The sequence below is a fragment of the Arcicella sp. genome, from assembly GCF_964672035.1.
Window position 1 is genome coordinate 1 of record NZ_CBABQS010000038.1, and the last position, 17,088, is coordinate 17,088.

General features: G+C 37.0%; 10 protein-coding genes and 1 pseudogene. All 11 read right to left on the reverse strand.

Annotated features, from left to right (window positions below; translation table 11 throughout):
- On the reverse strand, positions 1 to 2,588 hold a 2,588-nt coding region (locus AC1W31_RS11690; protein ID WP_481734627.1), incomplete at its 3' end, for a SusC/RagA family TonB-linked outer membrane protein.
- Positions 2,589 to 2,680: 92 nt separating this feature from the next.
- On the reverse strand, positions 2,681 to 4,570 hold the full coding sequence (locus AC1W31_RS11695) for a RagB/SusD family nutrient uptake outer membrane protein (RefSeq protein WP_481734628.1): 1,890 nt from the start codon (positions 4,568 to 4,570) through the stop codon (positions 2,681 to 2,683).
- An 11-nt stretch (positions 4,571 to 4,581) separates the two neighbouring features.
- The gene (locus AC1W31_RS11700) at positions 4,582 to 7,710 is read right to left on the reverse strand and encodes a SusC/RagA family TonB-linked outer membrane protein (RefSeq protein WP_481734629.1); all 3,129 of its coding nucleotides are present in this window, start codon (positions 7,708 to 7,710) and stop codon (positions 4,582 to 4,584) included.
- A 402-nt stretch (positions 7,711 to 8,112) separates the two neighbouring features.
- Positions 8,113 to 8,328 (reverse strand): sialate O-acetylesterase, encoded by a 216-nt coding sequence (locus tag AC1W31_RS11705; protein ID WP_481734630.1) that lies wholly within the window; start codon positions 8,326 to 8,328, stop codon positions 8,113 to 8,115.
- A gap of 115 nt (positions 8,329 to 8,443) precedes the next feature.
- The gene (locus tag AC1W31_RS11710) at positions 8,444 to 9,787 is read right to left on the reverse strand and encodes a family 43 glycosylhydrolase (protein WP_481734631.1); all 1,344 of its coding nucleotides are present in this window, start codon (positions 9,785 to 9,787) and stop codon (positions 8,444 to 8,446) included.
- A 226-nt stretch (positions 9,788 to 10,013) separates the two neighbouring features.
- Positions 10,014 to 11,030 (reverse strand): glycoside hydrolase family 43 protein, encoded by a 1,017-nt coding sequence (locus tag AC1W31_RS11715; RefSeq protein ID WP_481734632.1) that lies wholly within the window; start codon positions 11,028 to 11,030, stop codon positions 10,014 to 10,016.
- 12 nt (positions 11,031 to 11,042) lie between these two features.
- Positions 11,043 to 12,515 (reverse strand): annotated as a pseudogene (locus AC1W31_RS11720) (MFS transporter).
- Positions 12,516 to 12,525: 10 nt separating this feature from the next.
- Positions 12,526 to 13,647, reverse strand: a complete 1,122-nt coding sequence (locus AC1W31_RS11725; protein ID WP_481734633.1) for an endo-1,4-beta-xylanase — start codon at positions 13,645 to 13,647, stop codon at positions 12,526 to 12,528.
- 688 nt (positions 13,648 to 14,335) lie between these two features.
- On the reverse strand, positions 14,336 to 14,653 hold the full coding sequence (locus AC1W31_RS11730) for a Mu transposase domain-containing protein (RefSeq protein WP_481734662.1): 318 nt from the start codon (positions 14,651 to 14,653) through the stop codon (positions 14,336 to 14,338).
- A 181-nt stretch (positions 14,654 to 14,834) separates the two neighbouring features.
- A complete protein-coding gene (locus tag AC1W31_RS11735) occupies positions 14,835 to 16,013 on the reverse strand; it encodes a threonine synthase (protein ID WP_481734634.1) in 1,179 nt (392 codons plus the stop codon).
- A gap of 73 nt (positions 16,014 to 16,086) precedes the next feature.
- Positions 16,087 to 16,983 (reverse strand): LysR substrate-binding domain-containing protein, encoded by an 897-nt coding sequence (locus tag AC1W31_RS11740; RefSeq protein ID WP_481734635.1) that lies wholly within the window; start codon positions 16,981 to 16,983, stop codon positions 16,087 to 16,089.
- Positions 16,984 to 17,088: the final 105 nt, after the last annotated feature.

A 17,088-nucleotide genomic window follows, 5' to 3' on the forward strand; every position in this document is an offset into this window, starting at 1 on the left:
CATAGGGCAAATACACTAAGCTTTTTCCATTGTGCGGTTAAGTTTACCCCTAATGTCAATGGCGACCCAAACCAACCACCTTTCCCTAAATAAACCTCATCTCTGCTATCAATAACACCGTCGGCATTTTGGTCTTTGTATTTAATATCACCGGGTTTTACTTGACCAAAAGTTTGTGATGGAGAGTTGACTATCTCATCTTGATTTTGGAATAATCCCATACTTTGTAAACCCCACATCGCATCAAGTGGTCTGCCCTGACGATTTTGGTACGAATTCTCGTATAACTCCGCTCTTTTAGTAGCGACAGTTTCGTAATACGTGCCATTAATGCCCAAAGTCCAATTTATTTCACCGTATTTTTTACTCATACTTGCTCCGAAATCAAAACCAATTCGTTTGTCTTCATTGTAATTTACATAGGGAATAAAAGACGAAACAGGGAAACCAGTTGTGAAATAACTTGGAAACAAAACTGAGGCTTGAATAATATTTCCTGAAAATTTATTGACAAAAAACGTCCCATTTAAAGTCAAGAATTTTTTGAAAAACGAACCTTCAAACCCAACTGTAATTTCTTCTCTTTTAGGAAATTGCATATTTGGATTATCTCCTCTTCTTGATTCAGTGGCTTGAATCCCCGTACCGTCCTTCCAACCATACCAAGAACCAGCACCTGTGTAAATACCTTGGTATAAAAAGTAATTTGGAATATCAAGATCGGTATGCAGAATGCTTGCAGAAGCGGTCAATTTTAAGTCATCTATCACTTCCGAATTTTTAAGGAAACGTTCTTGACTTATTCTCCAACCTAAAGAAATTGATGGAGAGAAAGCCTGACGATTACTTGGAGGAAGCTTGGCAGAGTGGATAAAAGCGGCACTAAAATCCACGTAGTATTTGTGATTAAAGTGATAGCTTGCCAAGAATCCTAAGTTTGCATTACTGGTTTTATGATAAACAGCAGACTCCGCTTGTTGAAATCCATTCGCCAATAAAATAGCCGACAAATGATGATTTTCATTAAACGTTTTATCGTAATTAAACTGTCCCGAAAATGAAATCGTTTGGCGATATCTGTTCCCCGTTACATTCTGAGTTCCAGATTTTGCGTCCTGATTATAGATAGCAACATTGCTAATAAGGTCAGTACCGCTATACTTATTCCAAGTAGGGGCATAAGTAGCATAAGAATAATTATAAGACAAGGTATATTCTGTTGCATAATCTACCGCAAAATTAGATTTGAAGCTTAAGCCTTTCAATACATTTCTAAGGTCAATTTTGAGGCCTGTATTAAACTGAAATTGACGGTTAGCGTATTGGTTATTTCCTCCCGAATAAATAGTAGCGATGGGATTGGTTTGGTCTAATTGAGTTCCTCCAAGTAAATATTGTCCATCAATAATGTTATTACTATTTTGAATTAAAACCTGTGATGCAGCATCCTCTTTTTCAATTAAATTCAGCGGAATAAGTGGTGCAAAACGGTTTGGACGAATCGTTGTTGCACTATTCCAGAAATTAGCATTTACCCCTCGACCAGTGCTAAAAATGGCCGTAGCATCGGCATTTAGGCTAATAAATTCATTCAAATTAACGTCAATATTACCACGGAAGTTAAGACGATCTGAATTGTTATTGTTCTTTGCTTCACCAAAATTCAAGAGTGAGCCTGAGGTTGCAAAACCTAAATTTGTATAGTATTTTACCCTTTCGTTTCCTCCCGAAATTTCGGCAGTCGCATCGTAGTTGCCAAAAGAATTACTTAGATACTCGGGTGAGTAAAAATCAACATTTGGATAGCGATACTTATTGGTTCCTGAAGCATAATTATAAATATCAGTCTCCGAATATAAATTTGTCAATCCATCATTTCTACGGGCTTCATTATATAATGTCATGTATTCGGCTGAACCCAAATAACGAGGAAAAGCTTTAGGAACATTTACGCCGCTGTTGATTCTAAGGTCAAATCTGCTTTGCCCCGCAATTCCTCTTTTAGTAATTACATTAACCACACCTTTTGCTGCACGACTACCGTACAAAGCCACGGCATTTGCACCTTTCAAAAACACAATTTGCTCAATTTCGGTGGGTACAACGCTTCCAGTCTCACGAGGAACGCCATCAATCATGAATAGATAATTCCCAATTCCCCAATTACTGTTTCCATTAAAACCAGGAACCAGTGATTCCATATTATCGAGTGAATAAGTAAAATAGTTCTTCCTAAGCAACTCCGTTACATTGACCGAAGCAACTCCCCCAAGCAAATCTTTTTTATCAACATCACGGAATGCAGCGTGTACTTTTTCGATATTTTCTTCCTTTGTCAGCACAATTTCGCTGATTTGTTCTGTGGCAGTAATATTTCTGGCTTTAAAACCAGGAGAAGAAATTGAAAGCATCACATGCTTTGGAACTTCAATGGTGAAAGCTCCAAAGGCATCCGTGACAACCGCTTTTTCGTTTTCTTCGGGACTACTGACAATTGCGCCACTTAGTGGCTGTTTATTCGAGCCGACGACTGTGCCTTTAATTTTAATTGTTGGGGTATCCTGTGCAATTACGGTGGCTGTTGACATGACCAGTAAAAGACACAAACCCATTATTATTTTTATAAACTTCATTTCTTGTTCGTTTATCAATTGATTCTCTGATTATATAAATTGCTGTCTTACCAACCAGGATTTTGAGCAAATTCAACATACAAATTCACGTCGTTAACCTTCAAGGGTAACCAGTTATGTTTTTCTGTAAATTTGCGTTCTAAGATGACAGACTCTCTGATATTCAATACTCTATTTTCTTTAGGATCTTTGGCTGGATCAAGCGTAGCTGATCTGTCGAATTCAATTGATTTCTTCAGTGTGTAAGGATTTTTAGCAAGCATCAACCAACGACGAAGATCATTAAAACGATGGCCTTCAAATGAAAGTTCTACCGCACGTTCACGTCTTAATTCTTCCATATAGACCTCCAAAGAACCTAAAAATTTCGTATCCACGTGTCCAACGCCAGCTCTATCTCTAATGACGTTGATAGCATCAACTGAAGTTTTAGCATAACTTCCCGATTTACCCATCGCCGAGCCATATCCTTGTGCAGCGGCTTCGGCATACATCAAATAAACATCTGCTAAACGCATATACGGCAAGTGAATGTTTAGACTTTTGTCATAGCCATACCCCTGGTCATATTTATTGGCTGTTCTTGGAACAAACTTAAAGAGTAAATACCCTGTACGGCTACCAGTGGCGATATCACGATAAGAGCCGCCTGTTTGTAAGTTGGCGTAACGATTATTTACTTCGTTGGCATTTGGAATACTTCCCGCAACCATTCTGACCCCATCAAAAATAATATCATTGTAAAAACGGGGGTCTCTGCCTCTCCATGGATATTCAGGATTGAAACCCGATTCGGTATCTGCTTTAGTGATATCCTTAAGGGGCAATCCGTTGGCCATTCCGTAATTATCCACGTAATTAGCAGTCGGAACAAATTTTACATCGCCTTCGCTGATAACAAGTGGGCTATATTGTTTACTTGTACCCCAGTTTGAATTGTTCGCTCCGTAGTAAGGTCCACGGAAAATTGCTTCAGTTCCTCCTGGAATTTGCCAGTTTTGACCCGTTGTATAAAAGTTAGTAGAATACTGTGAAAAAGGTATCAATCGGTAAGGAGCATCGCCATTTTCGCATAAACTAAGTAATTCTGCAAACGCATCAGCCGCTTTTTTACAATATTCAGCATTATAAGAAGTACTACCACCCGATACTGAATTCATTAATGGACTACCTGCCCAAGGGTAATTTTTACCCAAATAGCCGAGCGCCATTATCTTGTTGATACGTAATATGTTCTTGCCCAAGGTTCTTTTACCCGCAGTTGTATTGTCCCAGTTAGTGGGTAATAAATTGGCTGCTTCTCTGAAATCCGCTGCGGCTTTATCCGCACATTCGCTGTATTTCAAGCGAGGTAACGTTAATTTTTGGTCACCTGGTAATACTTTATCAATGTAGGGTAAGCCACCAAAATACTGCATAAACATAAAGTGATACCACCCTCTGAAAAACAATAATTGACCTTTGATTAAACTTTTTTCTTCTGGTGTGGCATCGGTAAGTTTATCAATATTTTCTAAACCTAAATTAGCCTTCCGAATGCCATACCAGCCTAATCCCCAGAGTGATTTCGCAAAGCGGTCATCATTAGTTAAATTGGTATTACGATCCATCCAACCAGCTTGCCAACCATCAAAATTTCGTTGCCAACCCCAGAAATCACCATTGTCAATTTTTACACCGAAGTGAAAATTTTGAGCAGTAGATTGAATTTCATCCTCACCCCAGTTCCAAGAGTTAGTCCAGTAAGCATTCGTAAAGTCTGGAATCGTTTGATATAGTTCTTCAGTAAATCCCTGAAAATTGACAAAGTTTTTAAAAGCGTCTTTTTCCGACACGAGTGATTGAGGATCACGATCCAAAAAATCTGAGCATGAAGTCACTCCAAAAGTCATGGAAAAAACTACAGCAATACACAAAAGTTTTATTCTATTTTTCATGATTTTGTTGATTAGAAAGTAATGTTTAAACCCAAATTATATCGTTTTACGGTCGGATAAGCCCCTTGTGAAGCCCAACCAGTACCCGCAAAATTTGATTCTCTATCGTCAGGCATTTTGCTCCAAGCAAGAAGGTTATTACCGTTCAGATAGATTCTTAGACTACTGAGTCCAAATTTTCTACTAAGTTCAGGAGTAAAGGTGTAGGCTATTTCTGCGTTTTTCAATCTTACATAAGAACCGTCGAACATATATTGATTACCACGATAATCGCCAAATGGTGTTGTCAACCAACGTGGAATGGGTATTCCACCAGTGTTCTGTGGCGACCAATATTCGCCTTCCTTATAAACCGTATGGCTTTGCGAACTTAGACTTGTAAAAACTACTTGTCGAGTAGCATTATTAACCGCATAAAATTGAACAAAGGCTGATATTCCTTTCCAATCCAAACCTACGGTAGCGTTGTAAGTATTTTGTGGCCAGCCAGTATGCCCATAAGGAATTCTATCTTGTGAATCAATAACTCCATCGCCATTATAATCCACCAAATAGTAGTTTCCGACTAATTTTTGGTTGTCATTCACGTTATGTGCTGCACTTCCGTACAATTGATCCCAAGTATTGTATGTACCATTATTTACATAAGAATAAGATTGGTCAATTTGCATTCCTTCGGGTTTTTGGTAATCTGGCAACAACTCTGGGGTAGCTCGTTCTATAATTTTGTTTTGCGTGTGAGTCATGTTTAAATCCGCCCACAAACGAAATTTTCCTAAATTTTTGTTAAAATGAAGTTCAAGTTCGTAGCCACTTGCTTTCACCGCTCCTAAGTTTGCTACTGGAGGAGATGCACCAAAATAACTTGGCACGTCTGCTCTACCCGTCAATAAAATTTTACTTCTATTATCTTGAAAGAAATCAGCTTTACCCTTCAGAAAACCTTTGAAAAGCTCGAAATCTAAGCCTAAATTGAATTTCTCTGATTCCTCCCATTGTACCGTTGGGTTTCCAACCGTAGATTGTGAATACCAAGTGTAAGGACTTTGTTCGGCTCCTTCACCCGTTACGCCTAATCTTGAAGTTCCACCATAAGCCCATTGTTCTAAGTACGGCCATCTTACGCCTAAATTATCAAAACCTGTTTGTCCGTAAGACATTCTTAATTTTAATGAATTAACAAATTTCAAAGACTTCATGAATTTTTCGTTCGAAATAACCCAGTTTGCACCCCCTGACGAGAAAAAGGCGAAACGGTAATCTTTTGCGAATTGTTCAGAACCATTATAAGCTCCATTGTATTCAATGGTGTACCTATTATTAAGTGTGTATGTGGTTCTAAATACCCAGTCTTCTCTATAAGATGGAATTGTACTACCGTTGGCAAAGATGTTTCTGTTGGTTAGCCCCATTAAGGTAATATGGTGTAAGCCTGCAATTGTTCTATTATAATTCAGTTGTAATTGATAAAATAAACGACGCTGACTTGCCCCAATAACCCCTGCAGCGGGTGCCCATTTGATGCCTTCTTGAAAATCGAAACCTGTGATACCATCAACCGCCTGCTGAAAAGTTTCGACACCTGTTTCTGGATTCACCCACTTGCGTTGAGTACCATTATAAAGGTCGTTCACGCCTCGGTCTGATTCTATGAAAGTATTATCTAATGATACAGTACCCGAAGCTCTCAAGCCTTTCACGAGCATATCCAAGTCTTGATCTAAGGTGAAATCTGTTGTGATGCGGGCAGTAGTTTGGTATTGCAAACCGCCAATGGCAAGACTTAAAGCAGAGTTTTCTGCTCTTGCTTGATTAGGAGCGTAGAAACCCCATGAACCATCCGCATATTTTGGCAAAAATAAATCTGGAGATGCACTATAAGCATCAATCCACGGCCCATATTGATTTCCTGTAAAGCCCCATGGACTTTTTCTGACCCCATAAGAACCCGAAAGATTGGTTCTAAAAAGGGTGCTTGGGGTTAATTGGAAGTCTAAATTACTACGAACATTGAGACGGTTAAATCCGAAGCCTTGTTGGTATCCTCTCTTATTGTCATAAGCATTGAACAAATCGGCTTCTTGTAAGAAATCTGCACTGGTGAAATATTTTACCAGATTAGTTCCCCCGCTAATATTCAAGTTAGCATTGTTCGAAATAGCGTAAGAACTAAATAGAACCTTTTCCCAATCGACATTTGGATAGCGTTCGGCTTCTTCTTGACTTAACGGACTACGGTATTTGTTGAGAATTCCCTGTGGTAAATAATCTCTCCATCCTTCAGGTCTGGTAGTAAGTTCGTATTCAATGGCTTCATTTCTGATACTCAAAGCGTCATAAGAATCATATTTCGCTGGTAATTTAGACGGAGCCTTTACAATTGTATTCACAGTTGCTCTGATTGACGCTTTACCCGTTTTACCACGTTTGGTAGTAATTAAAATTACACCGTTCGCTCCTCTTGAACCAAAAACAGCCGTAGCCGAAGCATCTTTCAATACAGTAACACTCTCTACCGAGCTAATGTCAACGCTGGTCATTGGCCGCTCTACACCATCAACCAGGATTAAAGGATCAGAATTGTTCCAAGAACTACGACCACGAATAATAATTTGCGGATCTTCCGCACCAGGCAAACCTGTACTGGCATTTGTGATTAAACCCGGTACATTTCCTGTAAGCGCAGCACCAATACTCGAAACTCCTCCTGCACGTTCTAATTCTTTGCTGGAAGTTTGGGTAACGGAAGCAACTACCCCTTCTTTCTTCTGTTTCCCATAACCAACAACTACCACTTCGTCTAATGCCGATTGAAATTCTTCCAACACAACATTGATGGCTGTTTTGTTACCGACCAAAACTTCTTGAGGCTTAAAACCAACAGAGCTAAAAATTAACGTTTCTTTTGGTGAAACAGTAATTGAGAAATTTCCATTCTTGCCGGAATTAGTGCCTCGGGTAGTTCCCTTAACAACAACTGTGGCTCCAGGGATTGTTTCTCCTGAAGCGGACTTAATAGTCCCTTTTATTGTTTGAGCTTTTATCGAAAAGCCCGAAAATCCAATCAAAAGCGATACGCACCATACGACTAAGCACAGTTTTTTTCGTGTGATTGAAATGGATAGGTTGATGTGTTTCATAGATGAATAAATATGATTAATTTAATAAATAATATGAAATTACTGTTGCAAAGTAAGTAGATGACTTAAAAATAGAGTAGCATTAATCACTAAATATGTATTACTAATGTTCAGTAAACTTAGAAAGTGTCTATTTAACACCATTATTATTCAAAAAATCGTGACTCTGTTCTCTAAAGGAGAAATGTTGAGAGATGTCAACGATAATTGTGGCCGAAAGGAATAGCTTTTATCGGGAATAAAGGCTTGAGTAGGTAATGAGATTTACCTCATGAAAGTTAAATTGTAGTAGTTATAAGCAAGAATGAATATAAAAAAGGTTATCTATTTTCCACTTTCACAACCATAGATAACCTAAATAAACACTTGAATTTAATAGGTAAAACTATTGACTTAAATTAATTATATCCCATTAAAGAAAGCATTTTTTGCTGCATAGCGTTGGCCAAGTTCTCGATAACCTTCTGCATTAAAATGTAAATTATTTGTAGCACCGGTACAACCACTCGATGAAATTACATGGGCATTTTTGATTGTTTGTGGTAAAGTAGCAATAATTTTATTCAAGCTTGTACAAATACCACTTTGGTAAGTATTTACAGTTTTACCTGCCAGCAAGGGTACTTTTTTGCTTTTAGATTTAGGTCAATTAGTAAGTTATGGTATCCGTTAAATCGTGCTGGTTTCTGGTTATTTTTAGCCATACTACCTTTCCGAACGTGTTGGGAATTGCTTACGAGGTTTTATTGAATTGAAAGATGATTGTCTTGCCATTTTCAAAACTACTGTAAAGACGTGCAAATACCGTTTGGTCGCCATTGGTCAGATAAATTCCTGCCTTCTGACTCGATTCTGAGGCATCTAAATCAACTTTTGTTACGACAGAATAATAATGGTCAGTTTCTTTCTGTACGATACTTGTGCGAACGCTATCTGAACTTAAACGTAGCCATCCCTTTCGTGCATCCAACGAATAGCGGTTAGTATTCGCATCTTTTTTACTAAGAAAATGCCAACTCAAAGCTAAAGGTGTTTGGTCAAATTCATCTGAATCTACGCTTCTCCATAAAATATTAGATTTTGGCAACGCAGGTTTCTCAATAGGTAAAGTTGTTGGAGCCATTCCCCAAGGTCTATCGCCTTCCCAAATAACTGGATACAAGGAAGTTTGACGACCCAAGCCCGACCAATCATCACTATTGTATTTTTCATAACTTTGTCCGACTGTCCACCAAGTACCATCTGCCAATTGAATCGGGGCAGAAATATGGTTTGGACGACGGAAACCTACTTTAGCATCAGAAATGGGTTTGAAAAACTCGCTAAGGCGTTCCCATTTAGTTGAATCAACAGTTAAAGCCGTTCCTCGAAGTACATATTGCCCACCCGATACGTCGCCAGCCGGAAAATAGTAATAATAGCCATTACGTTTACACATTACTGGCCCTTCCGCCCAACTGTATTGTAGTTTGGCGTTTATCCAACCAAGGTCAATCACGGCGGAAGTAAGTTGCCCATCTTTCCCTAATTCTTGTAATCGATTTGTTTTTTGGCCATTTTTAATGACCATATAAGGCTTGCCATCATCATCCACAAAGATAGAATTATCATATCCTAATGGTCCAGTTTTGGGATTTGATTTTACTTGAACAGGTTCAGTCGAAGGGCCCGTTGGAGAATCCGCTTTTGAAAACCATTGCCCGTTTGCTGAAAAGTAAATCCAATAAGAACCGTAAAAATACCTAATTGCTCCTTGCCACGTTCCAGCCGAAGGTTTGTCGGTTACCCAGTTTGCTTTTTGTGGTGGTAATACACGGCTAATTATTTGCCAATGAACAAGGTCTTTGGAATGATAAATTGGCATATAGGGTGTGAAATGGAAACTTGAGCCACAATGATAAAAATCATCGCCAACTTTTATCATCGTTGGGTCGGGATGGTCGCCAGGCAAAACTGGATTCACATAAGTTTTTACTTCGTTGTAAAATGAAGCATCACTTTGGGCATAGATTTCATTTGAAATGATTGAAAATACAATACTTAAAAATGGGAAGTATCTGAAAATAATATTTTTCATGTAGTTGATTTTTTGAATTAATATCTTCGTTAAGAGCGTAAATATGCTCCCAATAAATCACAGGAATACCCGACACATCTGAAAAGATGATAAGGAATTACGCTTGTTTAATTTGAGTTAATAAATTTTGACTAACTAATAATCGTATTGAAGAAAATGCTTGATGTCATTTAAACTTTAAGAATGGGGATTGTTTGAAATCCCCATTCTTAAAATATCAGAAGTATTAACGATAAGGCTCAATGGTCTGAATTTTTCCATCAGCATCATACGTGATTTCAGTAACTTTTACACTACGTAAATGCGTTATGCCTTCTGAAAGACTTGAATCGTGATAAAATAAGTACCATTTGCCATCTACTTCGCAAATAGAATGATGCGTTGTCCAACCAACTACGGGATTTAAAATACGACCTTGATAGATAAAAGGTCCGTAAGGATTATCGCCAGTCGCATAACAAAGAAAATGTGTATCGCCTGTAGAATACGAGATATAATATTTTCCTTGATAAAAGTGCAACCAAGAAGCTTCAAAAAAACGTCTATCATTGTCGCCTGCCAACATTGGGTTACCATTTTCATCCAATATTAATACTTCTTTCGGTGTTTCCGCAAAGCCCAGCATATCATCGGTAAGTTTGGCTACTAATGGATTGAGCGTTATTTCATCGGCTTCAGGTTCTTGGTTTTCGGCTGAATATTGATTATTGCGATAACTTTGAAGTTGTCCACCCCAAAGTCCACCAAAATATAGGTAAAAAGAACCATCTTTATCTTCAAAAACGGCTGGGTCAATTGAATAACTTCCTGCAATAGGTAACGGCTCTGCCACGAATGGCCCGATTGGCGAATCAGCTACTGCTACGCCAATTTGAAAAATATCATCTGCTTTTTTAGCGGGGAAATACAGATAATATTTCCCATTTTTATGGGCAGCATCGGGGGCCCACATTTGGCGTTCGGCCCACGGCACGTCTTTTACATGCAGCGCTACACCATTATCAACGGCTTCACTCGTAACAGAATCCATCGAAATTACGTGGTAATCTTCCATCGCAAAATGGCTACCTAAATCATCGAATGGAATACCAGCCTCAATATCGTGAGAAGGATAAATGTAAATTTTACCGTCAAATACGTGAGCTGATGGGTCGGCGGTAAAAATATGTTTTACAAGCGGTTGAGAAATGGCTCTACGATTCAACTCCTCAAAATCAATATGTACTATGCTTTCTTCTGGCATTTTTTTGCAATTTTATGCGTTTCTTCTTTCCTTTAATTCTCTTTCAAGTTTCAATTCCATTTTTTTGTCAATCTCGTACCAAATCACCAAAATTGCCCCCAAAATAAAAATGATTCCTGGGTAAATACTAACTGACATTTTAATGCCCGATACTGCTTCTGCCGTTTGGTCAACTTTTTCCGCAATATATCCTGATGTTGATAATAAGGTAGCACCAATGGATCCACCAATACTCAAACCAGCTTTCAAACCAAAAATCATGGCAGAAAAAATGATGGCGGTCGCTCGGCGATTATTTTTCCATTCGCTATAATCGGCCACATCGGCAATCATCGCCCATAATAATGGAATCGTAACCCCGTAAGTAAGCCCGTGGAAAAGTTGAGTGATAAATACTATTCCGATGGAATCTCTGGAATAGAAGTTAAACATGATTAAACACAAAGCTGAAAGTGTCAGGAATATGCCAAAGACATTACGTTTCCCAAATTTGTCAGCCAAAGGTTTAGAAAACATAATACCAACAATCATCATAATAATTCCGCCAGCATTGAATAAACTATTGGCTGAAGTTGGAGCATCTTCGGGCCATTCAAATTTTCCTAATCCTAAGCCTGTAATGAAATTATTTAACCCTTCAATGAAATGATTAAAACCAATTTCTTGCAAAAATGTAGCTTGAGCGGCTGGATTGAGATAATATTTAAAGTAGAAAATATACATACCGCCTTTTAACGATAACGTAATGAAAATCAGAATCGTTAAAGAAAGCATAATCACCCACGGACGATTTTTTGCTAAATCTGAAAGGTCTTGACCTATACTATTTCGTTCTTGTGTGGCAGATACTACTCTTTCTCTGGTTGTAAGAAACGTAATTAAGAAACAAACAACTCCAACCGTAGCAAAGAAAAACATTACTTTTTCAAAACCAGCTGCTTTGTCGCCATGTCCAAGTGAAATCGCTAAAGGCAATAATAATGATTGAATAATGAATTGAGCAACCATTACCGCCACAAATCTATACGATGATAAACTGTTGCGGTCGGACATATCGCCCGTCATTACACCACTTAAAGCAGAGTAAGGTAAATTATTAGCAGAATAAACCAGTACCAATAATAGATAGGTTACTAAAGCGTAAATTGCTTTTCCGTCTTCGCTAAAATTGGGCGTAGAAAATGCTAAAAGCGCAATAACCCCAAAAGGAATGGAAGTCCAAAGAATCTAAGGGCGAAATTTTCCCCAACGAGTATTGGTTCTATCGGCAATTAAACCCATGGCAATATTAAAAAATGCACCGATAATGCCACCTGTAAAAATTACGATACTGGCTTTTCCTGCGGGTATTTTATAGACATCGGTATAGAAATAGGCTAAAAATGTCATTAATGTTTGAAATATCAAATTGGCTGCTAAATCTCCCAAACTATAGCCTACTTTCTCCAAAACTGATAATTTCTGTACTTGCTTATTTATGTTCATATTGATTGAGTTATTTTGCTGCTTTTAAGTTTAATACAGCCTGATAAGCTTTTTTGGGTTCTAAAGCTCTATCGAACAACAGAGGATAATTAGTACGATTTCGGATTGGAAAACCATTCAGCCAAGAATGACTATCATCAACTCCCCAAAAAGTTACTCGGCTAATTTTATCACGGTGTTTCAATAAAATTTTGAAAATTTCTTTGTAACTATTTGCAAGCACCGTTTGAACTGAATCGGGCAAAGCATCTTTGTAGGGATTCATGGCAGGGTTTTCGGCAAATCGTTGATTTACATCGGCACCTTTCAAATCCCAAGGATTAGGTAATACAGTCAGGTCTAATTCTGTAAAAGCTACTTTAACACCTAATTTTGAAAACTCAACTATCGATTCTTCAATGTCTTTTAGATTAAGATTATTGATGCTCCAATGTCCTTGAATACCCACACCATTAATTTTTGTACCACTTGCTTGAAGTTTTTTAATGAGTTCAATGGCTCCTTTGCGTTTGGCAGGATGTTCAATATTGTAATCATTATAATACAAGGCCGCCTTCGGGTCTGCCTTAGCTGCCAAATCAAATGCTTCTTTGATATAACCTTCACCTAATTTATTCAAAAAAACTGATTTTCGTAACGTACCATCTTCGTTCAATGCTTCGTTTACCACATCCCAACTATTAATTTTCCCTGCATATCTACTCACAACCGTATTTATATGTTCGGTCATAAATATACGTACTGAATCCGAACTTTTAATTTTACCCACAAAAGCAGGTAATTGTGAATGCCAAACTAATGTATGACCTACAATATACATGTTATTTTTCTGTCCATATTCGACGTATTTATCGGCAATACCAAAGTTGTAATTATTTTGGACGGGATGAATCAATTGAGATTTCATAATATTCTCTGGTGTAATGGCGTTGAATTCCCGCTTAATCAATTGATTAGCTTTTTCATTTTTTTCGAGAATGTGTTCTGTTCCCAAGGCTGTACCAATTAGAAAATCGTCTTGATAAACAGATTTAAGAGATTGAGTTTTGTTCTGACTAAAAGACTGATTAAATGCAAGAGCAAAGAAGACGGTTGTGCTAAAAAATGCCTTTATTTTTTTGTGATAATTCATACTCATTTTGATATAAATGTTCTAATTGGTAATACGTTTTAAAAAATAGTTAGTACTGTTTATTATTTTTGGATTTTACTATATTATTCGATTTGGTATGATCATCTACATCATTTATTTCTAACCTTCAAACTTCCATCAAAATATTTCGGAAATAATGATAAAATATATGAATATCAAAATGCCTTTTGGAGGATGCAAAGTAAGCAAACGAATAAAAAAATTAATAGCACATATCGTTATATCTAAGATTCAAATGTTCAATTATCATAAAATTGTCAAATAAATACCTTCAATATTACCATATATGCGTCCAAAATAGTTTGATGGTACATAAAATCACTTATACGTAATTTAATAAAGAAGGACTAAAATATTTTATGGAGACCGTGGGAAATATTCAACTTTTCTTAATTTCCACCAAAAATGCAATTTGGTTATGGCTTTTTATTTTAAATTAATCTCTTGACAATCAAATTTTAAACAATTTTAATTCAAAATCAAGTGTAGGAGAAACCATTAAAACACTATGTATATTCCGATGAATGAGATTCTTCGTCAATTCTGGTGAAAAGTATTTTCTCATGCAGTTTTAGAAAACAAATTTTCACCAACAACCCGCCCATTTAGAAATAAGAGGAGAATATGAGAATTTAAGCATCTGTGATTTTAAAGGAGAATTAAGCTTTCACCAAAATTGACGAAGAACCTGTTTAGTAAAGAATTCCACCGACCAATGCATAACCCATTGATGTTTTTCGGGTAAATGTTCTTTTAAAGTGGTGTACTGATGTTTAGTTCTGAAGCGGGCATGAATAGCAATACGTTTAAATTCAAAATAAATCTCAACATTTTTAGCCGTATAACAGCGTTTTACATATTTTCCCACATGAAGAAAAGGGATAGAATAGTAATGCTTATCCTCTCCCAAAATAACATGGCAATTCTGTTGGACTTTGGCAGTTTTGAAGTGTTTTAATTTGTAAAGAGTGGTTGGTAAGGGAATTAAGGTTGAGCGTTCTGAGTCATTAAAACGGCTACAGTGGGAGTCTTTGGGTGCATTAAAAAGTGTGGGGCAACTATTTTTTGATTTTTTAACCCCACAGAAATAGTGTTTTAAGTGATTACCTTAAAATTATTCGTTTGGTTTATAAATGTTACTGCCCCACACTTTTGATGTACTCCATTTACGCAATATTTTCAAGATATTTATAGCCACTTCCGGTATTGAGTAATAAAATTTCTTCTGACTCGCTTACTATCCCTGCTTCATGAAGTTTTTGAAGGGCAATCCACGTAGCTGCACCTTCTGGAGAAATCAATAATCCTTCTGCTTTTGCTATTTCTTTCACTCCCATTATCATTTCTTGGTCAGAAACCGAAATAGCTACACCACCCGAATCTCGTAATACTTCTATCATCATATTTTCTGCAAATGGATTTGGTACAGCCAGTCCATTAGCAATGGATGGTTTGCCAATATATTGTAAGCAATTCGGTTGTTTTTTATTCCAAGTATCCACTACGGGACAACAATTTTCTGCCTGAACGACTATCATTCTTGGTAGTTTTTTAGCATCAATCCAACCGAGTTCTATCATTTCTTGAAATGCCTTCCAAATACCAATAAGACCCGTTCCGCCTCCAGCAGGGTAAATAATCACATCCGGTAATTGCCAGTTCAATTGTTCGGCAATTTCATAACCCATGGTCTTTTTGCCTTCAATTCTGTAGGGCTCTTTGATGGTGGATATATCAAAGTAACTACCATTTTTTTTCATTTCAGCCACTTTTTTTCCACAATCGCTAATCAAACCATTCACCAAAATTAGTTTTGCTCCGAATAACTCACATTCGTCTTTAAAAATTTTTGGTGTGTGGGTTGGCATAACAACCGTGGCTTCAATACCTGCTGAAGCACAATAGGCCGCCATGGCACCACCGGCATTTCCTGCGGTTGGTATAATACACGATTGTACGCCAAATTCTTTTGCTTTTGAAATGGCCATGCTTAAACCCCTTGCTTTAAACGAACCCGTTGGGTTATATGATTCGTCTTTCATTGAAAGATTACGGTAACTATACTTGGTTGCGAGTTTTTGAAGTTTCAAAATGGGGGTAAAGCCTTCTCCCAAACTTACTCGATTTTTAATGTCGAGTAAAGGTAACATTTCTGCATAACGCCACATGGAGGCAGGTCTGCTTACCAAAGTGTTTTTGGGGAAATAATCATTAAACTCATATCGTGCAACGAGTGGACGACCGCAGCAAGTGGAAATACTGGCAATTTCTGTTGGAGAATATGCTTTTTTGCAAGCATGGCATTGCAAAAAAGAAATATGGCTTTGAGAGGCTATGACTTTCATTGAAGTTTTTTTTGCAAAACTAATGGCTTAATGAAAGAAAGCAAATTCTAAAAAGTTATACGGCATAACGATTTTAAATAGTAATATTAGCGTGTTTGATAAATAACCTAACTAATTTGTTGTTTTCTTCTCCTTGGCGTTGTACAAAATAAAATTCTCTATGAATCTCTAATTCAGGAAAATTGATTTTGACTAATTCACCATTGTTAATTTGTTTTGCCACTGAAATTTTGGGAAGAAAGCAAATACAATCAAATTCTAAAATGAAATTTTTGAGTGCCTCCGTCCCTCCTATAATTCCTTGGGTATTAAGGTCGCTGAGTTTGAGACCAAACTTTTCTAAAGCAGTAGCCAATACCGCTAACGTTCCGGAGCCATTTTCTCGAAGTGCAATGGGTATTTTAACTAATTCTGTTAATGGAAGTTCTTGTTTTTTTGCCAAATTACTCCTTGAAGAACACACCGCAACGATTTCATCTTTCATAAAAAATTTATAATTGGCGAGTGTAGTCTTATTTTTTCCTTCAATGATACCAAAGTCAATTTCATGGTTCAGAAGAGCTTTTAGTATATTTTCGGAATTTCGATTGATTAGCCTAAGTTTGATTTCAGGAAAATTGTGATGAAAACGTGATAATATTTTTGGAATTAAATATAATGCAACGGTTGTACATCCACCAATCACCAAAGAGCCTCGGGCATAGGAAGTATTTTTTAAAGTAGAAATATCAAATTCTAACAAGCTATTGATTTCAACAGCTTTTGACAAATACTTAAAAATAATTTGTCCCTCTTCGGTAAGCGTAATGGTTGAACCTTTCCGCTCAAATAATGCAATACCATAATGAATTTCAAGGTTTTTTATATGCTTGCTAACCGATGGCTGTGAAATATAGAGCGCTTCGGAAGCTCTTGAAAAACTTAATAGTTTGGCAACTTCAAAAAAAACAATATGACCAAAATTTATCATTATATTCAATTTTTTACAAATGAAATCATTCTGTCTTAAAATTGCCAAATATTATTAATTTTAATTCATTACTCCTTCAAAACTTTCCTCTACATCGGTTACTGG

What these genes read in the sequence shown, in the direction of transcription:
- AC1W31_RS11695 (WP_481734628.1), bottom strand. Translation starts at nt 4,570, where the DNA reads ATGAAAAATAGAATAAAACTTTTGTGTATTGCTGTAGTTTTTTCCATG.
- AC1W31_RS11700 (WP_481734629.1), bottom strand. Translation starts at nt 7,710, where the DNA reads ATGAAACACATCAACCTATCCATTTCAATCACACGAAAAAAACTGTGC.
- AC1W31_RS11710 (WP_481734631.1), bottom strand. Translation starts at nt 9,787, where the DNA reads ATGAAAAATATTATTTTCAGATACTTCCCATTTTTAAGTATTGTATTT.
- AC1W31_RS11715 (WP_481734632.1), bottom strand. Translation starts at nt 11,030, where the DNA reads ATGCCAGAAGAAAGCATAGTACATATTGATTTTGAGGAGTTGAATCGT.
- AC1W31_RS11725 (WP_481734633.1), bottom strand. Translation starts at nt 13,647, where the DNA reads ATGAATTATCACAAAAAAATAAAGGCATTTTTTAGCACAACCGTCTTC.
- AC1W31_RS11735 (WP_481734634.1), bottom strand. Translation starts at nt 16,013, where the DNA reads ATGAAAGTCATAGCCTCTCAAAGCCATATTTCTTTTTTGCAATGCCAT.
- AC1W31_RS11740 (WP_481734635.1), bottom strand. Translation starts at nt 16,983, where the DNA reads ATGATAAATTTTGGTCATATTGTTTTTTTTGAAGTTGCCAAACTATTA.